Here is a 26276-nt window from a genome sequence, read left to right as displayed (position 1 = left end):
CCAATATGAAGCTTCAACACAGCCTGGCAGCCCTGCTGCTGTTCGCCGGCACGGCCCTGGCCGAGGACGACTGCCGCCTGGACCTGAGCGAATCGCGCCTGGATTTTGGCCTGATGAACCGCGCCGTCGCGTCAGCACCGGCAGCGGAACACCTGCTCGGCGAACGGCGCCTGTCCTTGACCTTGAACTGCCCGCAACCGGGCGACATGAGCCTGTTCTACCGCGCCCTGGCTGCCGGCACCGAGCGCTTGCGCTTGGGCGACGGCGGCAGTTACCGCGTGCAAGTGCATGACGCGGTGCTCGATGGCCACGCGGTGCAACTCGGCTTGCTCGCCGGCCCAGGCCAGGCGCCCGCGCAAATCGGCACGAGCCTGGCCTGGCGCGCCGACCACGGCATCGTCCCGCTGCACAACGGCCAGCCCGCCACCGGGCGCAGTTTTGCCGCGCAACTGCAGGTGAGTGCGTGGGCGCGGGACGAAGCGATCCGCGTGCGCGATGCCGAAACCTGGGAAGCCTCGGCGCAGGTGGACGCGCTCACCTCCGGGCGTTCACGGGAATTGCAGCTGCAAGCGCGCTTCGCACCGACGGCCTGCACGCCCACCCTGGCCAACAACGGCACGGTGGACTTCGGCAAGTTGTCGGTCAGCGACTTGCACCGCGACAAAGACACCGCCCTGCCCGCCCGCGCGCTGAGCCTCACGGTCAGCTGTGACGGCCCGACTCCGTTTGCCCTGGTCATGCACGACAACCGCGCCGGCTCAGCCACCGGCGGCATCGATGAAACCGCCTACGGCCTGGGCCTGGATGCACGCGGGCAGAAAGTCGGCCGTTATTACCTGCTGGCCGACCCCGCCCAGGCCAGCGCCGACAACCTGCCCCAGCTGTATCGCACCGACTCGACCACAGGCGGCGCCGCCTGGAGCAGCGCCAGCGCCAGCGCGATCCCCTTGGGCGCGCGCAGCCTCCTCGGGTTTACCGCCACGGCCGGCAGCACCGAAGGCCCGAATGCCCTGCAAAACCTCAGCGCATTACTCAGCCTGAAAGCCTTCATCGCGCCGCTCGACAGCCTGGACCTGCGCAGCGAAGTGCGGCTCGACGGTTCGGCGACCCTGGAAATCAACTACTTCTAAGCCCCTCGGAGCCTCCCATGATTGCTCGCTACCTGATCCTCGTGCCCCTGTTGTTCAGCCAACCGGCGCAGGCCGCCGCCCTCGTCGACCTGAACGTCAACGGCCGGATCATCCCGGTGTCCTGCGCGCCGAGCCTGTCGGCCAACGGCGTGGTGGATTTCGGCAAGATCGCCCAGCAAGACCTCAACCTCACGACCGGCACGCGGCTGCCGGTCAAGTCCCTGAACCTGACGGTGATCTGCAACGGCCCGGTGCGTTATGCCTTGCGCATGCACGACAACCGCGACGGCTCGGCCCACGTCAACAGCGAGATTTATTACGGGTTGGGCCTGGACAACAGCGCGAACAAGATCGGCGTGTACTCGCTGACGTTCGATCCGCAGCAGACCGTGGTGGGTGGCGTGGCCGAGGTCCACGGCACCGAGTCCACCACCGGCGGCGTGGCCTGGCGCGCGGCCAACCGCAACCCGATCAACATCGGCGCCAAGAGCCTGCTGGGCTTCACCGACACCGCGGGCAGCACCGCCGGCCCCATGGCGATCCAGAACCTGACCAGCACGCTGAGCCTGGAGACGGTGATCAACGCCAAACAGAATCTGGACCTGAGTACCGACATCCTCATGGACGGTTCGGCGACGCTGGAGGTGGAGTACCTCTAGACTTTCTCGCTGCTGACCTCGACGTACCGCGCGCGCCCCGCACCGAGGCCAGCGACGATGGCGCCCAGGCCGATCACCGCGAAGACCCAGCCGGTGGCGGCCCAGCCGCCGGTCCAGTCGTGAATCAGGCCCACCGCGAGCGGGCCCAGGGACGCCAGGGTGTAACCGAAGCCCTGGGCCATGCTCGACAGGTTGGCGGCCACGTGGGCATCCCGCGAGCGCAGCACGATCAAGGTCAGCGCCAGGCTGAACGTACCGCCCTGCCCCAGGCCCAGCAGAATCGCCCAGCCCCATAGCCCGTCGAGGGGCGCGTACAGGCAGCCCATCAGCCCGCCGAGGGTCAGCAGCATCACCACCACGATGGCCAGGCGCTGGTCCTTGCCGCGCGTGGCCAGCCAAGGCGCGGTGAGGGCGCTGAGCAGTTGCACGATGATCGAACCGGACAGCGCCAGCCCGGCATCGGTGGCGCTCAGGCCGCGGTCGATGAGGATCGACGGCACCCAGCCGAACACGATGTAGGCCAGGGACGATTGCAGGCCCATGTACAAGGTCACTTGCCAGGCCAGCGGATCGCGCAGCAAGCCCTTCACCCGGTAGGCGACGCGATGCGCGCCGTGCTTCTGCCCGATTTGCGGCAACCAGCACAGCGCGGCCAGCAACGCCGGCACCATCCAGAAGCCCAACCCGATGCTCCAACGGTTGCCGAAGGAGTCGCTCAAGGGCACCGAGGCCCCCGCCGCCAACGCCGCGCCCAGGCACAGCGCCATGGTGTAGACCCCGGTCATCGCGCCCGCCTGCCTGGCGAAGTCGCGCTTGACGATACCGGGCAACAACACGCCGATGATGCCGATGCTGGCCCCGGCGATCAGGCTGCCCACAAACAACCCGACCTCACCGAACGCACTGCGCAGCAGAATACCGCCGGCCAGCGTCAACAAGATCCCCAGCACCACCCGCTCGGCACCGAAGCGCCGCGCAAGGAGCGGCGCCAGCGGCGCGAACAGGCCCAGGCACAGCACCGGCAAGGTGGTCAGCAGACCGGCCCTGGCCGCCGACAAGCCCAGGCTGGCCGAGACCTCACTGAGCAGCGGCGACAGGCTCGACAGCGCCGGGCGCAGGTTCAGCGCCACCAGCACCAGGCCCAGCAGCAACAGCCATGGCCGGCTCGTCGACGGGGGGCTGTGCTGGACTGCATCGTCGTCGGCCTCGGCGTCGATCAGCAATTCTTCCAACTCAGGCGTGCGTGGGGCGTCAGGGTTCATTGATCAACTGCCGGCAAAGGGATTTGGCGCGCTCCGGGTCTTGCTGCGCTACGGCATCAAGCAAGGCGGTGTGCAGGTCGAACACCGCCTGGCGACGCGGCGAGATGTTCAGGGTCTGGCGCAGTTGCGCGCCGATGATGCTGGAAAAGTACCGGTACAACTCGCTCAACGCCGGGTTGTGCGCCGCGTCCACCAGCCGTTGGTGGAATACCAGATCGGCGCTGATGTAGGCCTCCAGCTCACCGTGATACAGCGCGGCGCTGGCATCAAGCGCCTCGCGCAACCGGTGCAGGTCTTGCTCGGTGCGACGCAGGACGGCCAGACCGATGGCCTCCACTTCCAGGATCTGCCGCGTCTCCTGCGCCTGTTCCAGGCTGCAATGGGATAACGCGCGCATGGCGCCCAGCGGGTCCGTCATCGAACGCAGGTAACTGCCGTCGCCCTGGCGGACCTCGATCAATCCAGAGAATGCCAGCACCCGCATGGCCTCGCGCACGGTATTGCGGCTGATGCCCAATTCCGCCGCCAGCTCAGGCTCGGTGGGCAGGCGCTCGCCGATGGCCCACGTACCTTGGGTGATGCGCTGGCGCAGCTGCTCGAGGGCTTGGTCGACCAGGGAGCGTTTGATCAGCGGGGAGATGTCTGTCATGAGGTTTGCGCTTTCGTCCAATCATAGGATGAATTTACCTACAGCCTATTCGGACTTGCCTACAAAGGCAACGCACTAGGGTTTTCAGGCAGGGAAACGGAGCAGTATTTTCGATTGTTAAAATTACCCTTAAAGGGTAATTTCAGCCTTAGGTGTCTTATGGAAAAGTACACACCTCATTACGATTTGGCGGTGATAAAGGCGGATGTCATCAGGTTGGGTAGCAGAGCATTCACCGCAAGCGCGCGGGAGGCGGCTCGACAACTTGAGTTGAACATCGGCCAGATGCGACTCGCGGTCTGCGCCCTTGAGAATCGAATGTTGTACACGTCAATGACGACCTATTCAGACCACCGTGTGTGGCAGGACGTCTATCTGATCAAGATTTACGCTACGGAGATTTACATCAAAGTGACTTACCGCCCAGGCGGTGGTCCTCCCGTAATCTCCTTCAAGGAGAAAACCTTATGAAAACCCAACAATGCGTGAGCTGCGGAACCCATGACGCAATGCAGCATTTCGAAGGTCGCAACTTCACGATCAACACACGCGGCATGATCCGGGATATCCCTGATATTGCAGGCTGGGAATGCCAGGCCTGTCACGAGGTCGAATTCGATTCGGACACCGATAGCGCAGAGCGTTATTCCGATGCCAGCGATAAGTTGTTAATGGATGCCAGGACAATCATCGCCGCCGAAATGAAACGAATTCGCCGCAAATTGCATCTGACGCAGAAAGACGCGGTGAGGCTATTGACCGGCCGCGGCCATAACGCATTTTCCCGCTACGAAAGGGCTGAGATCTTTCCGCCCGCGCCACTGCTCACATTGATGCGTCTACTGGATAAACATCCGCATCTATTGGCCGAAATAGAGGCACTCAATGCCGGCGAAGACCTGAACCATCTGCTGATCGCAAAAGATGCGCAGCTTGCAACTCAAGCGTCCGCGTAAAAACAGCAGGCAAAAATAAACCCGGCCTGGTGCCGGGTTTATCGCTTCAAGCATCAACCATCGATCAATGCAGAATCTGGCTCAAGAACAACTTGGTCCGGTCATTCTGCGGGTTGTCGAAGAAGTCATTCGGCGCCGCCTGTTCCACGATCTCGCCCTTGTCCATGAAGATCACGCGGTTGGCCACGGTACGGGCGAAGCCCATTTCGTGGGTCACGCACAACATGGTCATGCCGTCTTCGGCCAGGCCGATCATGGTGTCGAGCACTTCCTTGACCATTTCCGGGTCGAGGGCCGAGGTCGGTTCGTCGAACAGCATGATTTTCGGTTTCATGCACAGCGCCCGGGCAATCGCCACGCGCTGTTGCTGGCCGCCGGAGAGTTGCCCCGGAAACTTGTGGGCCTGCTCCGGGATACGCACGCGCTCCAGGTAGTGCATGGCGATTTCTTCGGCCTTGCGCTTGGGCATCTTGCGCACCCACATCGGTGCCAGCGTGCAGTTCTGCAGGATGGTCAGGTGCGGGAACAGGTTGAAGTGCTGGAACACCATGCCAACTTCGCGGCGGATCGCTTCGATCTGCTTGAGGTCGTTGGTCAGCTCCACGCCATCGACCACGATGCGGCCCTGCTGGTGTTCTTCCAGGCGGTTGAGGCAGCGGATGGTGGTGGACTTGCCCGAACCCGACGGGCCGCACAGCACGATACGCTCGCCCTGCTTGACGTTGAGGTTGATGTCTTTCAATACGTGGAACTGGCCGTACCACTTGTTCACGCCCTGCATCTGGATAATGCCTTCAGGGCTCACAGGCTGTTTGATCGCTTCGCTCATAACATCAACTCCTAACGCTTGTGGCCTGTGTCGAGCTTATGTTCCAAATGAATGGAATAGCGCGACATACCAAAACAGAAAATCCAGAACACCAGGGCGGCGAACACGTAGCCTTCAGTGGCCATGCCCAACCATTTCGGGTCGGCGGCGGCTTGCTTGACGCTGTTGAGCAGGTCGAACAAACCGATGATGATCACCAGGCTGGTGTCCTTGAACAGCGCGATAAACGTGTTGACGATGCCGGGGATCACCATCTTCAGGGCTTGCGGCAGAATCACCAGGCCCATGCTGCGCCAGTAACCCAGGCCCATCGCCGCGGCCGCTTCGTACTGACCTTTGGGAATCGCCTGCAAGCCACCGCGCACCACTTCCGCCACGTAGGCCGACTGGAACAGGATCACGCCGATCAACGCCCGCAGCAGCTTGTCGATGCCCATGCCTTCGGGCAGGAACAACGGCAGCATCACCGAGGACATGAACAGCACCGTGATCAACGGCACGCCGCGCCAGAATTCGATGAAGGTCACGCAGACCACACGAATCGCCGGCATGTTCGAACGCCGCCCCAGCGCCAGCACAATCCCCAGCGGCAAGGCACCGGCGATGCCGACGGTGGCGATGACCAGGGTCAGCATCAGGCCGCCCCATTGGCTGGTGGCCACGCTGGTCAGGCCGAAAATGCCGCCGCGCAACAGGAAGAAGGCAATGATCGGGTACAACACCAGAAAGCCCAGGCCGTAGATCGCCTTGCGTGGAAAACGCGAGATGAACAACGGCGCCACGCCCACGATGGCCAACCACACGGTCAGGTCTACGCGCCAGCGCAGGTCGCCGGGGTAGTAGCCGTACATGAACTGCCCGAAGCGCTGTTGGATAAACACCCAGCAGGCGCCTTCTTTGGTGCAGTCGGCGCGAGTGGTCCCGACCCAGTTGGCGTCGAGAATGGCCCAGTGCAGTATCGGCGGCACGACCAGGTAGATCAGGTAAAACGCCAACAAGGTCAGCAGGGTGTTGAGCCAGCTGGAAAACAGGTTGGCGCGCATCCATGCCATCGGCCCGAAGACTTTGCTCGGCGGTGGCATATCAGGTTTGAACGTATGCGAACTCATGCTCGTTTCCTCACCGCTCGATCAGCGCAATGCGCTTGTTGTACCAGTTCATCAGCAGGGAAATGCTGATGCTGATCGCCAGGTACACGCTCATGGTGATGGCAATGACTTCGATGGCCTGGCCGGTCTGGTTGAGCACCGTGCCGGCAAACAGCGAAACCATTTCCGGGTAACCGATACCGGCGGCCAACGACGAGTTTTTCGCCAGGTTCAGGTATTGGCTGGTCAGCGGCGGAATGATCACCCGCAGGGCTTGCGGGATGATGACCTTGCGCAGCGTCGGCCCGGGGCGCAGGCCCAGGGAGCGTGCGGCTTCGGTCTGGCCGTGGCTGACGGACTTGATGCCCGAGCGCACGATCTCGGCGATAAACGCCGCGGTGTACACGGTCAGCGCCAGGGTCAGCGCCAACAGTTCAGGGATCAGTACCCAGCCGCCGACGAAGTTGAAGCCTTGCAGCTTGGGCATTTCCCAGTGCAACGGCGCGCCGAAGACCAAGGCGCACAATGCCGGGATCACGATGAACAGCGCCAGACCCGCCCAGAACTTGTGGAAGGGAACACCGGTCGCTTCAAAGCGCTTGTTGGCCCAGCGGGTCATCAGCACGACGGCCACGATGGCCACGACCACGCTGACCACGAACGGCCAGAACCCGTCGGCGGCCAGCGCGGCCGGCATGTTCAGGCCACGGCTGCTGACGAAGAACGTGTCGCCGAAGTTATGGCTGTTGCGTGGCCCCGGCATGGTCAGGAACACCGCGAAGTACCAGAACAGGATTTGCAGCAACGGCGGGATGTTGCGGAACACTTCCACGTACACCGTCGCCAGCTTGTTGATCATCCAGTTGGGCGACAAGCGGGCCACGCCGATGATGAACCCGAGCAGGGTCGCCAGGACCACGCCGATCACGGTCACCAGCAAGGTATTGAGCAGCCCGATCACAAACACCCGGGCATAGCTGTCCGATTCGGTGTAGTCGATCAGGTGCTGCGCGATGCCGAAGCCGGCACTGCGCTCAAGAAAGTCGAAGCCCGAGGTAATGCCCCGGTGTTGAAGGTTGGTCTGGGTATTGTTGAAGAGGTACCAGCCCAGCGAGACCACCGCCACAATCGTGATGATCTGGAAGAGCCACGCACGCACTTTGGGATCGCTGAAGCTGAGCTTCTGCTTTGGTGCGCCGATTTTATTTTGCATGAAGTGCCCCGGAAAGAATGGAACAGAACATCACCCGGCGGTTGGCCCACCGGGTGATAGAACCATCAGCGATCAGCGCACAGGGGGTGCGTATTGAATGCCGCCGTTGTTCCACAGCGCGTTCAGGCCACGGTCGATTTCCAGTGGCGTGCTCTTGCCGAGGTTTTTCTCGAACACTTCACCGTAGTTGCCGACCTGCTTGACGATCTGTACGACCCAGTCTTTCTTCACTTTCAGGTCTTTGCCGTATTCGCCGTCGGCACCGAGCAGACGCGCAACGTCCGGGTTCTTGGTGGACTTGGCTTCAGCTTCGACGTTTTTGGAAGTGATACCGGCTTCTTCCGCGTTGAGCATGGCGTAGCCAACCCAGCGCACGATGGCCAGCCACTCGTCGTCGCCATTACGCACGACCGGGCCCAGCGGTTCCTTGGAAATGGTTTCCGGCAGAACCACGTAGTCTTTCGGCGAGGCCAACTTGCTGCGCTGGGCGAACAGTTGGGACTTGTCGGAGGTCAGTACGTCGCAACGCCCGGACTCCAGCGACTTGGCGCTTTCGTCGGAGGTGTCGAAGGTGATCGGGGTGTATTTCAGACCGTTGCCACGGAAGTAGTCGGAAACGTTCAGCTCGGTGGTGGTACCGGCCTGGATGCAGATGGTTGCACCGTCCAGTTCCTTGGCACTTTTAACGCCCAGCTTGTTGTTTACCAGAAAGCCGATGCCGTCGTAGTAAGTGATGAAGCCGGGGAATTTCAGGCCCATGCCCGCATCGCGGGAGCTGGTCATGGTGGTGTTACGGGACAGAATGTCGACTTCGCCGGATTGAAGCGCGGTGAAACGCTCCTTGGCGTTCAACTGGCTGAATTTGACCTTGGTCGCGTCGCCGAACACAGCAGCGGCTACCGCGCGGCAGAAGTCAGCGTCGATCCCGAGGATCTTGCCGCTGGCATCCGGTACCGAGAAACCCGGCAAGCCGTCACTCACGCCACATTGCACAAAACCTTTCTTCTGCACGGCGTCCAGGGTGGCGCCGGCTTGGGCGAAACCACTGACACCCAATACAGCGGCCGCGGAAACGATGGCCAGGGTGGATTTCAATACCTTCATTCAAACCTCCAGTTGCTCTTGTTGTGTCGGAGCTAGAACCTCAGCGCACCCTTATGAGGCGATATCGACCCGTGTTGGCTTTTATTAGGGTCAAGCAGCATGAGGCAGTCGCAGTAATTCCAGTTGCTATCCCACAAACGGCAGTCACTGATAGTGTTACCGTCCCAGGAAAGATCTGACATCGACCTACACATAGCAAAGCGCGTACCAGAGTGGCTGCTGAGTCGATTCAGCCCAAGGTCAATGGCAAAAGATTCAACCTTGCGACATTCTCGTAACAGATCAAACTATTGCGCACCGTTCCGTCGCACTCAATCGGAGCGCACGCACATTAATGGAGCAGACATGAGCAACCCCTTGATTCTTCAGCCCACCAAGCCTGCAGACGCCTGCGTAATCTGGCTGCATGGCCTGGGTGCCGATCGCTACGACTTCCAACCGGTGGCCCAAGCGCTGCAGGAAAACCTGCTGACCACCCGCTTCGTCCTGCCTCAAGCACCGACCCGCCCGGTGACCATCAACGGCGGCTATGAGATGCCCAGTTGGTACGACATCAGGGCGATGAGCCCGGCGCGGTCCATCAGCCTGGAAGAGCTGAAAGAGTCGGCCAAAATGGTCACGGATTTGATCAAGGAACAAAAAAGCAGCGGAATAGACGCCTCGCGGATTTTCCTGGCGGGTTTCTCCCAGGGTGGCGCCGTGGTGTACCACACCGCTTTCCATAAATGGCAAGGCGCCTTGGGTGGCGTGATTGCCCTCTCCACTTATGCGCCGACCTTCGACGACGAGCTGGAATTATCCGCCAGTCAACAGCGCATTCCGGTGCTGTGCCTGCATGGCCAGTACGACGAGGTGGTACAGAACGCCATGGGGCGCAGCGCTTACGAGCACTTGAAGACCCGTGGTGTCACCGTGACATGGCAGGAATACCCAATGGGTCACGAAGTGTTACCCGAAGAGATCAGCGATATCGGTACGTGGTTGGCCGAACGACTGCGCTGAACGCCGCCGTTTATTTAGCCACATGACAGACGCACTACGCCGCGCCCGATTCTTGCATTACACTGGCCGGCGTATATTCCTTAACCAATTAATGAGATCACCGTGCTCAAAGCACTCAAGAAGATGTTCGGCAAAAGCGAGGCTGAGCCGCTCGCGCCAGTTCCCAGTGCTCCCGTCCCGACACCCGGCAGCCGCCACGACGGTAAACAGCCTGGCCTGGCCGCGCCTGTGACCGCGCCGAAACCGCTCGAGGTGACGCCAACCGAACCGCCGAAACCGGCCGAAGCCGCTGCGGCAACCGCGCCTGCGCCTGCGCCAAAAGCCGCACGCCGTGAACGCGCGCCCAAGCCGCCCGTCACACCGTGGAAACTCGAAGATTTCGTCGTCGAACCCCAGGAAGGCAAAACCCGCTTCCACGATTTCAAGCTCGCACCGGAACTGATGCACGCCATCCAGGACCTGGGCTTCCCGTACTGCACACCGATCCAGGCGCAGGTGCTGGGCTTCACCCTGGCCGGCAAAGACGCCATCGGCCGCGCCCAGACCGGCACCGGCAAGACCGCCGCGTTCCTGATCTCGATCATCACCCAACTGCTGCAAACGCCGCCGCCGAAAGAACGCTACATGGGTGAGCCGCGCGCGCTGATCATCGCCCCGACCCGCGAGCTGGTGGTGCAGATCGCCAAGGACGCCGCCGACCTGACCAAGTACACCGGCCTCAACGTCATGACGTTTGTCGGTGGCATGGACTTCGACAAGCAGCTCAAGCACCTCGAAGCGCGTCACTGCGACATCCTGGTCGCCACTCCGGGCCGCCTGCTCGACTTCAACCAGCGCGGCGACGTACACCTGGACATGGTCGAAGTGATGGTGCTGGACGAAGCCGACCGCATGCTCGACATGGGTTTTATCCCGCAAGTACGCCAGATCATTCGCCAGACCCCGCCGAAAAACGAGCGTCAGACCCTGCTGTTCTCCGCGACCTTCACCGAAGACGTGATGAACCTCGCCAAGCAGTGGACCACCGAGCCGTCCATCGTCGAGATCGAGGCGCTGAACGTCGCCAGCGAAAACGTCGAGCAACACATCTACGCCGTGGCCGGTGCCGACAAGTACAAGCTGCTCTACAACCTGATCAACGACAACGGTTGGGAGCGCGTGATGGTGTTTGCCAACCGCAAGGACGAAGTGCGCCGTATCGAAGAGCGCCTGGTGCGTGATGGCGTCAACGCCGCGCAACTGTCAGGCGACGTGCCGCAGCACAAGCGCATCAAGACCCTGGAAGGCTTTCGCGAAGGCAAGATCCGCGTGCTGGTGGCCACCGACGTGGCCGGGCGCGGGATTCACATCGACGGCATCAGCCATGTGATCAACTTCACCCTGCCCGAAATGCCCGACGACTACGTACACCGTATTGGCCGTACCGGCCGTGCCGGGGCAGCGGGCGTGTCGATCAGCTTTGCCGGGGAGGATGACTCGTATCAGTTGCCGTCGATCGAGACGCTGCTGGGCCGCAAGATCAGCTGCGAGACACCGCCGACGCACTTGCTCCGGGCTGTAGAACGCAAACGCCCCTAAGCTCAAATGCGGTCAAACATGTGGGAGGGGGCTTGCCCCCGATAGCGGAGTGTCAGTCGCAGAATTTGCCAACTGACCCACTGCTATCGGGGGCAAGCCCCCTCCCACATTTGATTTCAGCTGATTTTGAGGGATGTGTTCGGCTGGCTACTTCCAGCGATCCGCTGCGGCGTGGTCGCTGTCGCGCCCGTCCACCCAACGCGCGCCTTCGCTGGTGCTTTCTTTCTTCCAGAACGGCGCACGGGTCTTCAGGTAGTCCATCACAAACGCGCAGGCATCAAACGCAGCCTGACGATGCGCGCTAGCAGCGGCGACGAAGACGATGGGCTCGCCCGGTTCCAGCGCGCCGATGCGGTGCAGCACTTCCAGCTTGAGCAGCGGCCAGCGTTGTTCGGCTTCCACGGCGATCTTGGCCAGGGCCTTTTCGGTCATGCCGGGGTAATGCTCCAGGAACATCCCCGCCACGTCGTGGCCGTCATTGAAGTCGCGGACATAGCCGACAAAACTCACCACCGCGCCGACGCCGACATTGGCAGCGTGCATCGCGTTGACTTCGGCGCCGGGGTCAAACGGCGCGGGCTGTACACGGATGGCCATGCTCAGCCTCCGGTCACGGGTGGGAAGAAGGCGACTTCATCACCGGCTTCGAGCGGCTCGTCGACGCTGCACATTTCCTGATTGCGCGCGCACATCAAGCTGGTCTCGTTGAGCACGTCAAAGCCCGGATCGCCAACCAATGCCTGGCGCACCGCGTCGACGGTGGCGAAGTCGCCTTCCATCTCCAGGGAATCCAGGCCGATCGTTTCGCCGTAGCGGGCAAAAAACAGTACGTTGATGCTCATGCCTGGTCCGCCTTGAAATGCCCGCTTTTACCGCCGAGCTTTTCCAGCAGGCGGATGTTTTCGATGGTCATGCCGCGGTCCACGGCCTTGCACATGTCGTAGATGGTCAACGCAGCGACACTGGCGGCCGTCAGCGCTTCCATCTCTACGCCGGTCTGGCCCGAGAGTTTGCAGCGCGCCACGATGTGTACGGAGTCTATGCCCTCGGCGTTCAGTTCGACCTTGACGCCGGTCAACATCAGCGGATGGCACAAGGGGATCAAATCACTGGTTTTTTTCGCCGCCTGGATCCCGGCGATACGGGCCACGGCAAACACATCGCCCTTGGGATGGGCACCATCGACAATCATTTTCAGTGTCTCGGGCAGCATACGCACCCGCGCTTCAGCCACCGCCTCTCGGAACGTCACGGACTTGTCGGTGACGTCGACCATATGGGCGCGACCTTGGGAATCGAGATGAGTCAGCACAGGGATACTCCTGATCAGGAGCGTCGATTGTAAACCCTGTAGGAGCGAGCTTGCTCGCGAAAAACCAAAGAACAACGCGGGGCTCCAGAGACCCCGCGTTATCGTAGACACTCTTCGCGAGCAAGCTCGCTCCTACATGGACCGCGTTTACAAGTGAGATTCGGCGTATTCGGCCAGGATCGAACGTGGAACTCCCTGCAGCGCGATATGCACGCCGTTCGGGAAGTCTTTGAAGCGTTCCGTCAGGTAAGTCAGCCCGGAGCTGGTCGCGGACAGGTAAGGGGTGTCGATCTGCGCCAGGTTGCCCAGGCACACCACTTTGGAACCGGCGCCGGCACGGGTGATGATGGTTTTCATCTGGTGCGGCGTGAGGTTCTGGCACTCATCGATCAAAATCAGGCTCTGCTGGAAGCTGCGACCTCGGATGTAATTGAGGGATTTGAACTGCAACGGCACTTTGCTGAGGATGTAGTCGACGCTGCCATGGGTGTTTTCGTCATCCATGTGCAAAGCTTCGAGGTTGTCGGTGATCGCCCCCAGCCACGGCTCCATTTTTTCCGCTTCGGTGCCGGGCAGGAAACCGATTTCCTGGTCCAGGCCCTGCACGCTGCGGGTGGCGATGATGCGGCGATAGCGTTTGGTCACCATGGTCTGTTCGATGGCGGCCGCCAGAGCCAGGATGGTTTTGCCCGAGCCGGCGGCACCGGTCAGGTTGACCAAGTGGATGTCCGGGTCGAGCAGCGCATACAGCGCCAGGCTCTGGTAGATATCACGCGGTTTCAGGCCCCAGGCTTCCTGGTGCAACAGGGGTTCCTGATGCAGGTCGAGGATCAGCAGCCTGTCGACCTGGATCTCTTTGATCCAGCCCACGAAGCCCTGTTCGTCGATGATGAACTCGTTGACGTGTACCGCCGGCAGGTTGTCGATCAGTTGCACCTGGTGCCAGGTGCGACCGTGGTCCTGACGGGTTTCGACCTTGCTGACGCGGTCCCAGAACGAGCCGGTCATGGTGTGATAACCACGGGACAGCATCGACACGTCGTCGACCAGTTGGTCGGTACTGTAGTCCTCGGCAGCGATCCCACACGCTCGTGCCTTGAGGCGCATATTGATGTCTTTGGTCACCAGCACCACGCGCATGTCCTTGTCACGAGCGTGCAGGTCGATCAATTGGTTGATGATTTTGTTGTCGTTGAGGTTTTCCGGCAGCAGGCTGTTGGGCTCGCTGCGCTTGCTCATCAAGATCGACAACAAACCCTTGGGCCCGCTTTTGCCGCGCTGGATCGGCACGCCGACTTCGACGTCCTCGGGTGACGCTTCACCCAGGGTTTTGTCGATCAGGCGGATGGCCTGGCGACATTCGGCGGCCACGCTGTGATGCCCGCTTTTGAGTTTGTCGAGTTCCTCCAACACGATCATCGGGATGGCGACGTGGTGTTCTTCGAAGTTAAGCAGAGCGTTCGGATCGTGGATCAGTACGTTGGTATCAAGCACATAAAGGATTGGCTGGTCGGAAGAAGGGTTACGTCCATGATCATCCATACTCGGTCACCTTTGTGGGAGCCAGTCGACGCAATACCACAACAGTGCTGCGCCTCGATTCGACCACCGACTGCACCTTGCGTGACGTCAAGTGCAGTGCCCACATGAGGAGTCTTGGAAGACGCCACCTGTGTTGCAGGTTTCGGCGATCTGACTTCGTAATACCGCAAAACCCATGACAGGAAAAAGCACTTTGACGTTTTTTTGAAGTTTATTTTTCAGGATGACGAATAGCACTAGCCGAGTGCCAGCTACCCCGTTAAAGTCGGAAGTCGGCCCGCATAGAAATATCGTACAAAATCACCCCAAAAATGCCGCATCCCCAACGGGAGCGGGCACTTCAGCCTCTTCAGCGAAACGCCTCCCGGCAGTCCTGCCAACCCAGCCCGCTTTGCGCCGTTGCCTGCAATACCATCGGTAATGCGACCCGCGCCTTGTCCTGGGTGTCGTGAAACACAATCACCCCTTTGCGCCACAACAACATCAATGTCAGCACCCGCTGCGCCGACTCATCGGCCTTGAGCTTGCCCGGTTCGTCCTGGGAGTCGATATCCCACAACGCCACCTGCAAACCCTGGGACTGGAAGAAACCCTGGCTGTCCGCGCGGCGCTGGCCGTAGGGTGGACGGAACAGCGGCACGTAGTTTTCAGGCATCAGGTTCTGCGCCAGCGCGGCGCTGCGGATGATCGAACTTTGCCAGTCGACCCAATGGCTGTGGGAACGGTACTGCCAACCTTGAGTGCCCACGCACTGCCCCTGATACAGCGCCTGCACATCCGCGACGGAACTGCGCTCCACACGGTTTTGCAGGCTGCTGCCGAGGGCGAAGAACGTGGCGTTCATCTTCTGCTTGCGCAGGTAATCGGTGAGCCAGTCGGTATTGCCGCTGACCGGTGCCGGGCCGCCGTCGAAGGTCAGCAGGAACAGGCGGTCGTTGAATTCGTCGCCATTGCGCTCATGGTCACCGAAACGTGCGATTTCGCTGCTGATCTGCGGGAACAGCGCGGCTTTGCGCAGCAGTTCGTCCAGGTAACGCTCGTGGAAATTGTGGCTTGGGCCGGCCCAGCCTATATAGAAGGAGTTGTCACTGACCTCGAACTTGCCGGCCTGCTCGCGCAGGTCGTCCATGTTTTCCACCAGGTAGCAGAACGACGCATCCTCCTCGCAACTTTCCTGGGCAGCGGTGTAATTCTCCAGAAGGCGCCGCCAGAGCTGGCGACGCAGATCGTCGATGGCCGCCAGGTTGATGATCTTCAGGCCCAGGCGCTGTTTGAGCGCAGCTTCATCCAGGGCTTCGCTGCCGATCAGGCTGCGGGCGAACATCAATATTTCGGCGCGCGAGGCCACGTCGAACAGCGCAGGGCTGCTGAGTTTTTCCGGCCAGACGCCGCGATCCAGGCTGGCCACGTCCACCGGCGCCGCGTGGGCGTTCAGGCAAAACAGGCACGCCGACAATAAAAGCGCTATTCGCACACAGGGTCTCCCTCTCCAGAATCACCGGCCATCATAACGGATCGCGCCTATCGCCATCATAGGTGGAGTCAAAGTGCCCAACCCCCTAGAATCCCGCCCACGTTACAAGCACGATTACAGGAGCCAACTTCATGCTGATGGTGATTTCCCCCGCCAAGACCCTCGACTTCGAGTCCAGGCCTGCGACCCAGCGCTTTACCCAGCCGCAGTACCTGGACCATTCCCAGGAGTTGATCGAGCAACTGCGCCACCTGAGCCCGGCGCAGATCAGCGAATTGATGCATGTGTCCGACAAGATCGGCGGCCTCAACGCCGCGCGCTTCGGCAGCTGGACCCCGGCGTTCACACCGGCCAACGCCAAGCAGGCGTTGCTGGCGTTCAAGGGCGACGTGTACACCGGTCTTAACGCCGACACCTTCAGCGACGCCGACTTCAGCTACGCCCAGGACCACCTGCGCATGCTCTCGGGCCTGTACGGCCTGCTGCGCCCCCTGGACCTGATGATGCCGTACCGCCTGGAGATGGGCACCAAGCTGGCCAACGCCCGTGGCAAGGACCTGTACGCCTTCTGGGGCACCCGGATCAGCGAATGGCTCAACCAAGCCCTGGCCGAACAAGGCGATGACGTGCTGCTCAACCTCGCATCCAACGAGTACTTCTCGGCGGTCAAGCGCACGGCGCTGAATGCGCGGATCGTCAATACCGAGTTCAAGGACCTGAAGAACGGCCAGTACAAGATCATCAGCTTCTACGCGAAAAAGGCGCGGGGCATGATGAGCCGCTTCGTGATCGAAGAGCGCATCAACGACCCGGCCCAGCTCAAGCAGTTCGATGTGCAGGGTTATCGCTTCAATGCCGAGCAGTCCAAGCCGGACAACCTGGTGTTCCTGCGCGATCACGCACCGGAATAAGGCCCTGCTCCGCCCTCATAGACGCTAAAGATCAAATGTGGGAGGGGGCTTGCCCCCGATGGGGGGGATCAGTCATACATGGATAGACTGACACACCGCCATCGGGGGCAAGCCCCCTCCCACATTTTTGTCTGCATTTCACAGCGCAAATCGTCAATTGTTTGGCGTCAAAAAATATCCTGACGCATCTCTAACAATTATTTCACTCGACATTCGTCATTTTTTTTCGTAGTGGCACCACTTTTTTAAATCACTAGTGGCACAAAACTATTCCCGCACGCCAACTCCCCGTAACTACTGGCCCAAATAGCAAGTGCTATCAATATAGTACCAGTGCCATCTTTGCTGATATTTCAAGAAATTTCCGGAAACAGGATGAGCGGCCAGGAACTTAGCCCTAAAGCACCGCTCATACCACCGGTAACGGAATTCTCTGCTTCTGTAAGAGATGACTTACATGGCGACCAACGGAAGTAGCAAAGTTGTCACATTAAACTTTGACTCTGGGCTCATATTACCAACCGATTAGTTAAGAGCGGCGATAAGGATCGATTGCCACACACTATAAGGCCAAGGCCGTGCTTACCCCAATGGGTCAGTGCTACAACCCAAGGCATTGATAATTATAGGCTTACAGCCTTTTATCAAGGCCCTGCTGCACTGGCGCCAGGCCCTTCTCCCAGGAAGGCCGGCTGCATTTCAGGGCAAGCACCAACAACAAGGCCAAGTTGCGCACAACTTGAGTGCAATAGTTAGTCACTCGTTATTCAACATGCCTGCACGCGGCAAGTCGGCGTCTATTCGCCTAACTTTCGCGGCATCAGTGACGCTTGCAAACATGAACTCCGGCCATTTAATGGCATGATTTAATACAGAGGTAAATGCGATGCGTATCAGCATATTTGGTTTGGGTTACGTTGGCGCAGTCTGTGCCGGTTGCCTGTCTGCCCGCGGCCATGAAGTGGTCGGCGTAGACATCTCCAAGGAAAAAATCGACCTGATCAACGCAGGCAAATCGCCGATCGTTGAACCGGGCCTGGGCGAGCTGCTGAGCCAGGGTATCGAGACCGGACGACTGCGCGGTACGACCGACTTCGCCGAAGCCATCCGCGCTACCGACCTGTCGATGATTTGCGTCGGTACGCCGAGCAAGAAAAACGGCGACCTGGAACTCAACTACATCGAATCGGTATGCCGCGAGATCGGCTTTGTCCTGCGTGACAAGACCACCCGCCACACCATCGTCGTGCGCAGCACCGTATTGCCGGGTACCGTGGCCAATGTGGTGATCCCGATCCTCGAAGACTGCTCCGGCAAGAAAGCCGGCGTCGACTTCGGCGTCGCGGTCAACCCGGAGTTCCTGCGTGAATCCACCGCCATCGCCGACTACGACCTGCCGCCGATGACCGTCATCGGCGAATTCGACAAAGCCTCCGGTGATGTCCTGCAATCGCTGTACGAAGAACTCGACGCGCCGATCATCCGCAAGGACATCGCCGTTGCCGAAATGATCAAGTACACCTGCAACGTGTGGCACGCCACCAAGGTGACCTTCGCCAACGAGATCGGCAACATCGCCAAGGCCGTCGGCGTCGACGGGCGCGAAGTGATGGAAGTGGTCTGCCAGGACAAGACCCTCAACCTGTCCCAGTACTACATGCGCCCGGGCTTCGCGTTCGGCGGCTCGTGCCTGCCCAAAGACGTGCGCGCCCTGACCTACCGCGCCGGCTCGCTGGACGTGGAAGCGCCGCTGCTCAACTCGCTGATGCGCAGCAACGAATCCCAGGTGCAGAACGCCTTCGACATCGTCGCCGGCCACGACAAACGCAAAGTCGCCCTGCTGGGCCTGAGCTTCAAGGCCGGCACCGATGACCTGCGCGAAAGCCCCCTGGTGGAGCTGGCGGAAATGCTGATCGGCAAGGGTTACGACCTGAGCATCTACGACAGCAACGTCGAATACGCCCGTGTCCACGGCGCGAACAAGGACTACATCGAAGGCAAGATCCCGCACGTGTCGTCCCTGCTCAACTCGGACTTCGACGATGTGATCAACAACTGCGACGTGATCATCCTCGGCAACCGTGACGAGAAGTTCCGGGCCTTGGCCCATAACGCACCGCACGGCAAGCAAGTGGTCGACCTGGTGGGCTTCATGTCCAAGGCCACCAGTGTGAGCGGCCGTACCGAAGGTATTTGCTGGTAACAGCAACCGCAAGTTTCGGGCTGCCAGCGTCCTGATCCCCAGCGCTTGCAGCTCGAAACCTCCTTCACCTGCGGATGACGCCTATGTCCAAGTTAAAACACGTACTGCTCCAATCCGCCGGCTGGCTGTTCTTCTTGAGCCTGCTGATGGGACTCGCCCTGCTGTTGCCGGCGAGTACGTTCGACTCCGAGTCGAAGAATTTTATTTTCCTGATTGGCGCCGTCGGTATCTGGCGCTACTCGATGGGTGCGACGCATTTCTTTCGCGGCATGCTGTTCCTGTACGTGGTCTACCCCCACCTGCGGCGCAAAGTGCGCAAGTTGGGCAAGGCCGCGGACCCGTCCCATGTGTTCCTGATGGTCACCAGTTTCCGGATCGATGCGCTGACCACCGCGCAGGTCTACAGCTCGGTAATCCGCGAAGCGATCGAATGCGGCTTCCCCACCACCGTGGTCTGCTCGCTGGTGGAAATGTCCGATGAACTGCTGGTGAAAAGCCTGTGGGAACGCATGAACCCGCCGGGCCATGTGAAGCTCGACTTCGTGCGTATCGCCGGCACCGGCAAGCGCGACGGCCTGGCCTTCGGTTTCCGCGCCATCTCCCGCCACTTGCCGGATGACCGCGCCGTGGTTGCAGTGATCGATGGCGACACCGTGCTCGCCGAAGGCGTCGTGCGCAAAACCGTGCCGTGGTTCCAGCTGTTCGGCAATGTCGGCGGCCTGACCACCAACGAGTTCTGCGAAGTGCGCGGCGGCTACATCATGAGCGAATGGCACAAACTGCGCTTCGCCCAGCGCCACATCAACATGTGCTCGATGGCCCTGTCCAAGCGCGTGCTGACCATGACCGGGCGCATGTCGGTGTTTCGCGCCAGCGTGGTCACCGACCCGGGCTTTATCGCCGATGTGGAAAGCGACTCGCTGCAACACTGGCGCCTGGGCCGCTTCAAGTTTTTGACCGGCGACGACAAGTCCAGCTGGTTCAGCCTGATGCGCCTGGGCTACGACACCTTCTACGTACCGGATGCCGCAATCAACACCGTGGAGCACCCGCCGGAAAAGAGCTTTATCAAAGCCAGCCGCAAGCTGATGTTCCGCTGGTACGGCAACAACCTGCGCCAGAACTCCCGCGCCCTGGGCCTGGGTGTACGTCGCCTCGGCCTGTTCACCAGCGTGGTGCTGTTCGACCAGCGCGTGTCGATGTGGACCTCGCTGCTCGGCCTGACCGTGGCGATCATCGCCACCTTCAAGTACGGCGGCGCGTTCATCCTCGCGTACCTGCTGTGGATCGGCATCACCCGCCTGATCCTGACCGTGCTGCTGTCGTGCTCCGGGCACAGGATCGGCCCGGCGTACCCGGTGATTCTCTATTACAACCAGATCATGGGCGCGCTGGTGAAGATCTACGTGTTCTTCCGCCTCGATCAACAGTCCTGGACCCGCCAGGACACCAAACTGACCCGCGATTTGGCCAGCTTTCAACGTTGGTTCAACACCTGGTCGTCTCGGACCATGACCTTCTCCGCCGGCAGCATTTTCGTCGCCGTGTTGCTGATGATGGTCTGACCCTGCCAAGCCTGAATTAACTCTAGGAAATTGCCCTGATGAACAGCCAAGTAAACGCCAACGTTGTCCACGAATCCGAAGCCCAACGCCAGCACGCCCGGGTCAAAATCCCGGCCAAGTTGCGCTTTTTCAACACTGACCGCACGCCGACCGAAGCACGGGTCATCGACCTGTCCGCCGGCGGCCTGGCGTTCACCGCCACCCAGCCGCTGATCGTTGGCGAAGTGCACAAGGGTCGCCTGCAATTTGTCATCGACAACCTCGGCCTGGCGATGGATGTGGAGCTGCAGATTCGCTCCTACGACCGCCAGAGCGGGCGCACCGGTTGCCAGTTCCAGAACCTCGACGCGCAGGATATTTCCACGCTGCGTCACCTGATCACGTCGCACCTGTCGGGCGATATCGTGACCATGGGCGACGTACTCGCCACCCTGCAACGCGACAACTTCACCAAGGCGCGCAAGGTCAAGGACGGCGGCAGCAACATGAGCGTCTTCGGCCGCCTGCGCGCCGTGACGTTCAGCCTGGCGATCTTCCTGGTGGGCCTGGCGGCATTCGGTTTCGTCTTCAAATCGCTGTACGGCATGTACTTCGTCAGCCACGCCCAGGCCGGCCTGGTCAGCGTGCCCGGCATGAACGTGACCATGCCCCGCGACGGCACCGTGCAAAGCCTGCTCAAAGGCGACGCGGTGGCAGCCAAAGGCGCGCCGCTCGCGACCTTCAGCACCAGCATGCTCGACGTGCTCAAGGGCCATCTGGACGAAGACCAACTGCAACCGGCCAAGGTCGAAGAACTGTTCGGCAAGCAAATGACCGGCACCCTGACCTCGCCTTGCGACTGCATCGTGGCCCAGCAAATGGTGGCCGACGGTCAATACGCAAGCAAAGGCGACGTGATCTTCCAACTGGTGCCTCGCGGCAGCCTGGCCAACGTGGAAGCACGCTTCTCCTACCGCCAGTTCGCTGACGTTCGCCCAGGTACCCCGGTGAACTTCCAGGTCGCCGACGAAGAACAGACCCGCACCGGCACCATCGTCAGCAGCACCAGCCTGAACAGCGCCGACCTGTCCTCCGACATCCGCGTGCAGATCAAGCCGGACGCACCGCTGGACAGCGCCTACGCTGGCCGCCCGGTGGAAGTCACCAGCGACCGTGGCCCATCGCTGAACTGGCTGATCGATAAAGCCATGGCTGCCGGACTGTAAGCGAGGACATGCCTGTGACGACTCTCCTGAAAACACCGCAATCCCTGTGGGAGCGGGCTTGCTCGCGATGGGATCAGTGCGGTTTGCCTGACGGACCGCACGGCCTGCATCGCGAGCAAGCCCGCTCCCACAAGGGTCCTGTCGCGTTGCTGGCCCTTGCGGTCAGCCTCGCCGGTTGCGCCGGTCTGCCCGACCAGCGCCTGGCCAACGAAGCCCTCAAGCGGGGCGACACGCTCACCGCGCAGCAGAATTACCAGCAACTGGCGACCCTGGGTTACAGCGAGGCCCAGGTGGGCCTGGCCGATATCCAGGTCGGCACACGCGATCCGGCGCAGATCAAACAGGCCGAGGCCACTTACCGCGCCGCTGCGGATATTTCGCCGCGCGCCCAGGCCCGCCTGGGGCGCCTGCTGGTGGCCAAGCCCGGCGCCACCGACGCCGAACACCATGAAGCCGAAGGCCTGCTGAAAAAAGCCTTTGCCAATGGCGAAGGCAACACCCTGATCCCGCTGGCGATGCTGTACCTGCAATACCCGCACAGCTTCCCCAACGTGAACGCCCAGCAGCAGATCAACAAATGGCAGGCCGCCGGTTACCCGGAAGCCGGTCTGGCCCAGGTGCTGCTGTATCGCACCCAGGACACCTACGACCAGCATCTGGATGATGTCGAGCGCATCTGCAAGGCCGCGCTGAACACCACCGACATCTGCTACGTCGAACTGGCCACGGTCTATCAGAAAAAAGCCGAGCCAGAAAAACAGGCCGAACTGCTCAAGCAAATGGAAGCCGGCTACAGCAGCGGCACCGTCACCGCACAGCGCATCGACAGCGTGGCCCGCGTATTGGGCGACGCAACGCTGGGCAAGACCGACGAGAAAACCGCCCAGGCGCTGCTGGAAAAAATCGCCCCCGGCTACCCCGCATCCTGGGTCAGCCTGGCGCAATTGCTCTACGACTTCCCGGAACTGGGCGACGTCGACCAGATGATGAAGTACCTGGACAACGGCCGCGCCGCCGACCAGCCGCGCGCCGAGCTGTTGCTGGGCAAGCTCTACTACGATGGCAAGTGGGTGCCGGCGGACGCCAAGGCCGCCGAAGCGCATTTCGAGAAAGCCCTGGGCCGCGAAGTGGCCGCCGATTACTACCTCGGCCAGATCTACCGCCGTGGCTACCTGGGCAAGGTCTACTCGCAAAAAGCCCTGGACCACCTGCTGACTGCTGCGCGCAACGGCCAGAACAGCGCCGACTTCGCCATCGCGCAATTGTTTTCCCAAGGCAAGGGCACCAAGCCCGACCCATTGAACGCCTATGTCTTCAGCCAATTGGCTAAAGCCCAGGGCACACCAGAGGCCAATGACCTGGCCACGCAGCTCGAAATCCCGCTGACGCCGGAACAACGCGCCGAAGGCCAACGCCTGGTGCAACAGGAACTGGCCGCGCGCGGCACCCTGGCCCAGAGCACGCTGCAACTGCACGCCCTGCAAGAAGAAGACGGCGAGGAATCCCTATGAAGCTCAATCCATTCGTGCAGGCCGGTATCGGCCTGACCTTCGCCCTGCTGTGGTCGTGCCCGACCCTGGCCGCGCTGACCGAAGCCAATAACTTCGGCCTGGAAGTCAAAGTCACCGGCCAGTCCGAAGACGACCGCGACCTCGGCACCCAAAAGGGTGGCGACGTCAACGGCATCGGCCTCGACCTGCGCCCGTGGATCTACGGCGAAAGCGGCAACTGGAGCGCCTACGCCATGGGCCAGGCCGTTGCCTCGAGCGACATCATCGAGACCGACACCCTGCAACAGTCGTCGAGTGACACCACCGAACAGTCGAGCAACAACGACCGCAAGACCAAGAAAAACTACCTGGCCCTGCGCGAGTTCTGGGTCGGCTACAGCGGCTTCACGCCCTACCCCGGCGAGCTCCTCAAGTTCGGCCGCCAGCGTCTGCGCAATGACGACGGCCAATGGCGCGACACCAACATCGAAGCGCTGAACTGGACCTTCGACACCACCCTGCTCAAGGCCAACGTCGGCGCCGCCGAACGCTTCAGCGAATACCGCACCGACCTCAAGGAACTGTCGCCCAAGGACAAGGACCGCCAGCACTTCTACGCCGACGCCGCCTACCAGTGGACGCCGGGCCAGTGGATCGGCCTGCGCGGGCACCACACCCATGACGACGGCAAGCTCGACTACGCCGAACCCGGCGTGGCCAGCGACCCGCTGGACAAGCGCGAGAACGGCGACCTGACCTGGCTCGGCATCGAAGCCAACAGCGACGCCTACAACTGGCGCAACACCAACACCGTCAACTACTGGGCCAGCGTCACCGGCATGCAGGGCGACCGCGAGAGGGTCAACGCGTTGAACGCCGACGGCACCCGCCCGAGCAACGCCAAGCGCAGCGAAGACGTGAGCGGCTGGGCCACCGACCTGGGTATCCGCCTGCGCCTCGACCCGCAGTGGCAAGTGGGTGCAGCCTATGCCCGCGCCAGCGCCGAGTACGAACAGAACGGCCTGCAAAGCAACCGTTCGAACTTCACCGGCACCCAGTCCCGCCTGCATCGCTTCGGCGAAGCGTTCCGCGGCGAGATGAACAACATGCAGTCCATGAGCCTGTTCGGCTCCTGGCAGTTGCGCGAGGACTACGACGCCAGCCTGGTGTACCACAAGTTCTGGCGCGTCGACGGCAACAAGCCGGTGGGCAGCAACGGCATCGACGCCGTGCAGAACAACACCGACGACGTGACCGGCGCGATCCTGTCCAGCACTTCCCTGCCCCTTGAAGACGGCAAGAAAGACCTGGGTCAGGAGATGGACCTGGTCGTCACCAAGTACTTCAAGAAAGGCCTGCTGCCGGCCGCGCTCAGCCAGTCGATCGACGAACCGTCGGCCCTGGTGCGCTTTCGTGCCGGCGTGTTCAAACCGGGCGACGCTTATGGCAGCCAGGTCGACTCGTACATGCATCGCGCCTTTGTCGACGTGATCTGGAAGTTCTGATGGGAGCCCGCGCAATGATTGCTCACCCCTTCACAGGCAGATGCTTGCTGGTGACCGCGATGCTGATGGCCAATGCCACAGCCTTCGCCGATACCGCGCAGCCGGTCAAGGCGCCGACCATCGCCAAAGAACTGCAACAGGCCAAGACCTACACCATTTCCAGCCCGCCGACCGCGCCGCTGGAAATGCCCAAGCCGGCCCTGCCGGACCTGTCGGGCTACACCGCCGCGGCGATGGAAAAGAAAATCGTCAGAACCAAGCCGGGCAAAATCAGCATCCGCCGCATGATGCAGGAAGACGCGCTGAAGGACTTCATCGGCGGCGACAACAAGATGGCCGAGTGGGTGGTGCGCCAGCACGGCATTCCCCAGGCGATCTTTATCGACGACGGCTACATGAACCTCAAGGACCTGCTGGGCAAAGTGCCCAAGCAGTACCTCAGCGAAACCTCGCCGGGCGTGTTCCTCGCCAAGTTGCCGATCGTGGTCGGGCGCAAGGGTATCCTCGACATCGACAAGCACACCAAAGAACTGCGCCTGTCCCAGGAAGCCGGTGCGTTCCTGATCAACGACGGCCAGCTGTTCGTGCGCGATACCAAGATCACCGGCTGGAAAGAAAAGGCCAACGGCCCGGCGACCTTCCAGTCGCCCCAGGAATTCCGCCCGTTCCTGCTGGCCTGGGGCGGCACCGAGACCTACATCGCCAACACCAAGATGGCCAGTTTCGGCTATGCCAACAGTAAGTCGTATGGGGTGAGTATTTCCCAGTACACGCCGAACATGGCCAAGGTGCTCAAGCGCCCTGAGCCGACCGGCTGGATCATCGACTCCGAGTTCTCGGACATGTGGTACGGCTTCTACTGCTACGAGACCGAAGGCTTTGTGATCAAGGGCAACACCTACAAAGACAACATCGTCTACGGCATCGACCCCCACGACCGTTCCCACGGCCTGATCATCGCGGACAACACCGTCTACGGCACCAAGAAGAAGCACGGCATCATCATTTCCCGGGAAGTGAACGACAGCTTCATCTTCAACAACCGCAGCTACGACAACAAGCTCTCGGGCCTGGTGATCGACCGTAACAGCGTGAACAACCTGATCGCCGACAACGAGATCTACCGCAACCACACCGACGGCATCACCCTCTATGAGAGCGGCGACAACCTGCTGTGGGGCAACAAGGTGATTGCCAACCGTCGCCACGGCATCCGCATACGCAACAGCGTCAACATCAAGCTGTACGAAAACACCTCGATGGCCAACGGGCTGACCGGCGTCTATGGCCACATCAAGGACCTGACCGACACCGACCGCGACATCGCCCTCGACCCGTTCGACACCAAGGTCTCGCTGATCGTGGTCGGCGGCGAACTGGCCGGTAACGGCAGCGGGCCGCTGTCGATCGACTCGCCGTTGAGTATCGAGCTGTACCGCGTGTCGATGCTGGCGCCGACCAAATCCAGCGGCATCAGCTTCTCCGGCGTGCTGGGCGATCGTCAGGAAGAAATTCTCGACCTGCTGGTACGCCAGCAGAAAGCCGTGCTGATCGACCCTGTCGAACGCCAGACCGAAATGCAGGACTGAGGATGACCCT

Annotated in this window: 24 protein-coding genes; 13 read left to right on the top strand and 11 right to left on the bottom strand. The window is 61.2% G+C overall.

Annotated features, from left to right (window positions below; genetic code table 11):
* Positions 1-5 precede the first annotated feature (5 nt).
* The gene (locus LQ249_RS06120; RefSeq protein ID WP_232566256.1) at positions 6-1130 is read left to right on the top strand and encodes a DUF1120 domain-containing protein; all 1125 of its coding nucleotides are present in this window, start codon (positions 6-8) and stop codon (positions 1128-1130) included.
* A gap of 17 nt (positions 1131-1147) precedes the next feature.
* A complete protein-coding gene (locus LQ249_RS06115; protein WP_232566255.1) occupies positions 1148-1789 on the top strand; it encodes a DUF1120 domain-containing protein in 642 nt (213 codons plus the stop codon).
* On the opposite strand, the gene LQ249_RS06110 is transcribed toward LQ249_RS06115, so the two are convergent.
* Together LQ249_RS06110 and LQ249_RS06105 are read right to left on the bottom strand one after the other, a co-directional pair.
* Positions 1786-3051 carry a CynX/NimT family MFS transporter gene (locus LQ249_RS06110; protein WP_108525924.1) on the bottom strand — a complete coding sequence of 422 codons (1266 nt, stop codon included), beginning with the start codon at positions 3049-3051 and terminating at the stop codon, positions 1786-1788. The genes LQ249_RS06115 and LQ249_RS06110 overlap by 4 nt on opposite strands.
* Positions 3041-3700, bottom strand: coding sequence for a FadR/GntR family transcriptional regulator (locus LQ249_RS06105; RefSeq protein ID WP_017848655.1), 660 nt, complete (start codon positions 3698-3700; stop codon positions 3041-3043). The genes LQ249_RS06110 and LQ249_RS06105 overlap by 11 nt, the downstream gene beginning before the upstream one ends.
* A gap of 159 nt (positions 3701-3859) precedes the next feature.
* On the opposite strand from LQ249_RS06105, the gene LQ249_RS06100 reads away from it, so the two are divergent.
* A complete protein-coding gene (locus LQ249_RS06100; RefSeq protein ID WP_057004286.1) occupies positions 3860-4171 on the top strand; it encodes a type II toxin-antitoxin system MqsR family toxin in 312 nt (103 codons plus the stop codon).
* Complete coding sequence (locus tag LQ249_RS06095) at positions 4168-4656, top strand: type II toxin-antitoxin system MqsA family antitoxin (RefSeq protein WP_046384619.1); 489 nt, start codon at positions 4168-4170, stop codon at positions 4654-4656. The genes LQ249_RS06100 and LQ249_RS06095 overlap by 4 nt, the downstream gene beginning before the upstream one ends.
* Positions 4657-4720: 64 nt before the next feature.
* On the opposite strand, the gene LQ249_RS06090 is transcribed toward LQ249_RS06095, so the two are convergent.
* From LQ249_RS06090 to LQ249_RS06075, 4 genes are all read right to left on the bottom strand, one after another.
* On the bottom strand, positions 4721-5485 hold the full coding sequence (locus tag LQ249_RS06090) for an amino acid ABC transporter ATP-binding protein (RefSeq protein ID WP_003171943.1): 765 nt from the start codon (positions 5483-5485) through the stop codon (positions 4721-4723).
* A gap of 11 nt (positions 5486-5496) precedes the next feature.
* Positions 5497-6594, bottom strand: a complete 1098-nt coding sequence (locus LQ249_RS06085) for an amino acid ABC transporter permease (protein ID WP_017848652.1) — start codon at positions 6592-6594, stop codon at positions 5497-5499.
* A 10-nt stretch (positions 6595-6604) separates the two neighbouring features.
* On the bottom strand, positions 6605-7786 hold the full coding sequence (locus LQ249_RS06080; protein ID WP_079442895.1) for an amino acid ABC transporter permease: 1182 nt from the start codon (positions 7784-7786) through the stop codon (positions 6605-6607).
* A 72-nt stretch (positions 7787-7858) separates the two neighbouring features.
* A complete protein-coding gene (locus LQ249_RS06075; protein WP_010564018.1) occupies positions 7859-8890 on the bottom strand; it encodes an amino acid ABC transporter substrate-binding protein in 1032 nt (343 codons plus the stop codon).
* Between the two features lie 345 nt (positions 8891-9235).
* Between LQ249_RS06075 and LQ249_RS06070 the strand changes: the two genes are divergently transcribed.
* Together LQ249_RS06070 and rhlB are read left to right on the top strand one after the other, a co-directional pair.
* On the top strand, positions 9236-9892 hold the full coding sequence (locus LQ249_RS06070) for an alpha/beta hydrolase (RefSeq protein ID WP_017848649.1): 657 nt from the start codon (positions 9236-9238) through the stop codon (positions 9890-9892).
* Between the two features lie 96 nt (positions 9893-9988).
* Positions 9989-11470: an ATP-dependent RNA helicase RhlB gene (gene rhlB, locus LQ249_RS06065; RefSeq protein WP_046488650.1), complete on the top strand. Its 1482-nt coding sequence runs from the start codon at positions 9989-9991 to the stop codon at positions 11468-11470.
* A gap of 147 nt (positions 11471-11617) precedes the next feature.
* On the opposite strand, the gene moaE is transcribed toward rhlB, so the two are convergent.
* The 5 genes from moaE to LQ249_RS06040 form a co-directional block, all read right to left on the bottom strand.
* Positions 11618-12067: a molybdopterin synthase catalytic subunit MoaE gene (gene moaE, locus LQ249_RS06060; protein ID WP_017848647.1), complete on the bottom strand. Its 450-nt coding sequence runs from the start codon at positions 12065-12067 to the stop codon at positions 11618-11620.
* A gap of 2 nt (positions 12068-12069) precedes the next feature.
* On the bottom strand, positions 12070-12312 hold the full coding sequence (locus tag LQ249_RS06055; RefSeq protein ID WP_046384622.1) for a MoaD/ThiS family protein: 243 nt from the start codon (positions 12310-12312) through the stop codon (positions 12070-12072).
* Positions 12309-12782 (bottom strand): cyclic pyranopterin monophosphate synthase MoaC, encoded by a 474-nt coding sequence (gene moaC, locus LQ249_RS06050; RefSeq protein WP_017848645.1) that lies wholly within the window; start codon positions 12780-12782, stop codon positions 12309-12311. Before moaC ends, LQ249_RS06055 begins: the two co-directional genes overlap by 4 nt.
* Positions 12783-12929: 147 nt before the next feature.
* Positions 12930-14324, bottom strand: a complete 1395-nt coding sequence (locus LQ249_RS06045; RefSeq protein ID WP_017848644.1) for a PhoH family protein — start codon at positions 14322-14324, stop codon at positions 12930-12932.
* A gap of 349 nt (positions 14325-14673) precedes the next feature.
* Entirely contained in the window at positions 14674-15798 is a 1125-nt protein-coding gene (locus tag LQ249_RS06040) for a polysaccharide deacetylase family protein (protein ID WP_126587572.1), read from the bottom strand.
* A gap of 131 nt (positions 15799-15929) precedes the next feature.
* On the opposite strand from LQ249_RS06040, the gene yaaA reads away from it, so the two are divergent.
* The 7 genes from yaaA (at position 15930) to algG (ending at position 26266) form a co-directional block, all read left to right on the top strand.
* Complete coding sequence (gene yaaA / locus LQ249_RS06035) at positions 15930-16709, top strand: peroxide stress protein YaaA (RefSeq protein WP_046384625.1); 780 nt, start codon at positions 15930-15932, stop codon at positions 16707-16709.
* An 886-nt stretch (positions 16710-17595) separates the two neighbouring features.
* On the top strand, positions 17596-18912 hold the full coding sequence (locus LQ249_RS06030; protein ID WP_046384626.1) for a nucleotide sugar dehydrogenase: 1317 nt from the start codon (positions 17596-17598) through the stop codon (positions 18910-18912).
* A gap of 83 nt (positions 18913-18995) precedes the next feature.
* Positions 18996-20477, top strand: coding sequence for a mannuronan synthase (gene alg8 / locus LQ249_RS06025; RefSeq protein ID WP_017848640.1), 1482 nt, complete (start codon positions 18996-18998; stop codon positions 20475-20477).
* Positions 20478-20515: 38 nt separating this feature from the next.
* Positions 20516-21682 carry an alginate biosynthesis protein Alg44 gene (locus LQ249_RS06020; protein WP_017848639.1) on the top strand — a complete coding sequence of 389 codons (1167 nt, stop codon included), beginning with the start codon at positions 20516-20518 and terminating at the stop codon, positions 21680-21682.
* An 8-nt stretch (positions 21683-21690) separates the two neighbouring features.
* Positions 21691-23193 carry an alginate biosynthesis TPR repeat lipoprotein AlgK gene (algK, locus tag LQ249_RS06015; RefSeq protein ID WP_232566254.1) on the top strand — a complete coding sequence of 501 codons (1503 nt, stop codon included), beginning with the start codon at positions 21691-21693 and terminating at the stop codon, positions 23191-23193.
* Positions 23190-24677, top strand: a complete 1488-nt coding sequence (locus LQ249_RS06010) for an alginate export family protein (protein WP_177029871.1) — start codon at positions 23190-23192, stop codon at positions 24675-24677. Before algK ends, LQ249_RS06010 begins: the two co-directional genes overlap by 4 nt.
* Positions 24677-26266, top strand: coding sequence for a mannuronan 5-epimerase AlgG (algG, locus tag LQ249_RS06005; RefSeq protein ID WP_026140226.1), 1590 nt, complete (start codon positions 24677-24679; stop codon positions 26264-26266). Before LQ249_RS06010 ends, algG begins: the two co-directional genes overlap by 1 nt.
* Positions 26267-26276 lie beyond the last annotated feature (10 nt).

Origin of the sequence: Pseudomonas sp. 7-41, from assembly GCF_021233075.1 — a bacterium.
Classification (GTDB): Bacteria; Pseudomonadota; Gammaproteobacteria; order Pseudomonadales; family Pseudomonadaceae; genus Aquipseudomonas; species Aquipseudomonas veronii.
The sequence above is the reverse complement of the archived record's forward strand: the minus strand, read 5'-3'. Positions and strand labels throughout refer to the sequence as shown.

Bases quoted from the DNA above. Each gene is read 5' to 3' on its own strand.
- algK (WP_232566254.1), top strand. From the start codon at position 21,691: ATGCCTGTGACGACTCTCCTGAAAACACCGCAATCCCTGTGGGAGCGG.
- alg8 (WP_017848640.1), top strand. From the start codon at position 18,996: ATGTCCAAGTTAAAACACGTACTGCTCCAATCCGCCGGCTGGCTGTTC.
- LQ249_RS06095 (WP_046384619.1), top strand. From the start codon at position 4,168: ATGAAAACCCAACAATGCGTGAGCTGCGGAACCCATGACGCAATGCAG.
- yaaA (WP_046384625.1), top strand. From the start codon at position 15,930: ATGCTGATGGTGATTTCCCCCGCCAAGACCCTCGACTTCGAGTCCAGG.
- LQ249_RS06030 (WP_046384626.1), top strand. From the start codon at position 17,596: ATGCGTATCAGCATATTTGGTTTGGGTTACGTTGGCGCAGTCTGTGCC.
- LQ249_RS06110 (WP_108525924.1), bottom strand. From the start codon at position 3,051: ATGAACCCTGACGCCCCACGCACGCCTGAGTTGGAAGAATTGCTGATC.
- LQ249_RS06120 (WP_232566256.1), top strand. From the start codon at position 6: ATGAAGCTTCAACACAGCCTGGCAGCCCTGCTGCTGTTCGCCGGCACG.
- LQ249_RS06010 (WP_177029871.1), top strand. From the start codon at position 23,190: ATGAAGCTCAATCCATTCGTGCAGGCCGGTATCGGCCTGACCTTCGCC.
- algG (WP_026140226.1), top strand. From the start codon at position 24,677: ATGGGAGCCCGCGCAATGATTGCTCACCCCTTCACAGGCAGATGCTTG.
- LQ249_RS06045 (WP_017848644.1), bottom strand. From the start codon at position 14,324: ATGGATGATCATGGACGTAACCCTTCTTCCGACCAGCCAATCCTTTAT.
- LQ249_RS06100 (WP_057004286.1), top strand. From the start codon at position 3,860: ATGGAAAAGTACACACCTCATTACGATTTGGCGGTGATAAAGGCGGAT.
- LQ249_RS06085 (WP_017848652.1), bottom strand. From the start codon at position 6,594: ATGAGTTCGCATACGTTCAAACCTGATATGCCACCGCCGAGCAAAGTC.
- LQ249_RS06115 (WP_232566255.1), top strand. From the start codon at position 1,148: ATGATTGCTCGCTACCTGATCCTCGTGCCCCTGTTGTTCAGCCAACCG.
- LQ249_RS06105 (WP_017848655.1), bottom strand. From the start codon at position 3,700: ATGACAGACATCTCCCCGCTGATCAAACGCTCCCTGGTCGACCAAGCC.
- LQ249_RS06070 (WP_017848649.1), top strand. From the start codon at position 9,236: ATGAGCAACCCCTTGATTCTTCAGCCCACCAAGCCTGCAGACGCCTGC.
- LQ249_RS06075 (WP_010564018.1), bottom strand. From the start codon at position 8,890: ATGAAGGTATTGAAATCCACCCTGGCCATCGTTTCCGCGGCCGCTGTA.
- LQ249_RS06080 (WP_079442895.1), bottom strand. From the start codon at position 7,786: ATGCAAAATAAAATCGGCGCACCAAAGCAGAAGCTCAGCTTCAGCGAT.
- moaE (WP_017848647.1), bottom strand. From the start codon at position 12,067: ATGGCCATCCGTGTACAGCCCGCGCCGTTTGACCCCGGCGCCGAAGTC.
- LQ249_RS06020 (WP_017848639.1), top strand. From the start codon at position 20,516: ATGAACAGCCAAGTAAACGCCAACGTTGTCCACGAATCCGAAGCCCAA.
- LQ249_RS06055 (WP_046384622.1), bottom strand. From the start codon at position 12,312: ATGAGCATCAACGTACTGTTTTTTGCCCGCTACGGCGAAACGATCGGC.
- LQ249_RS06090 (WP_003171943.1), bottom strand. From the start codon at position 5,485: ATGAGCGAAGCGATCAAACAGCCTGTGAGCCCTGAAGGCATTATCCAG.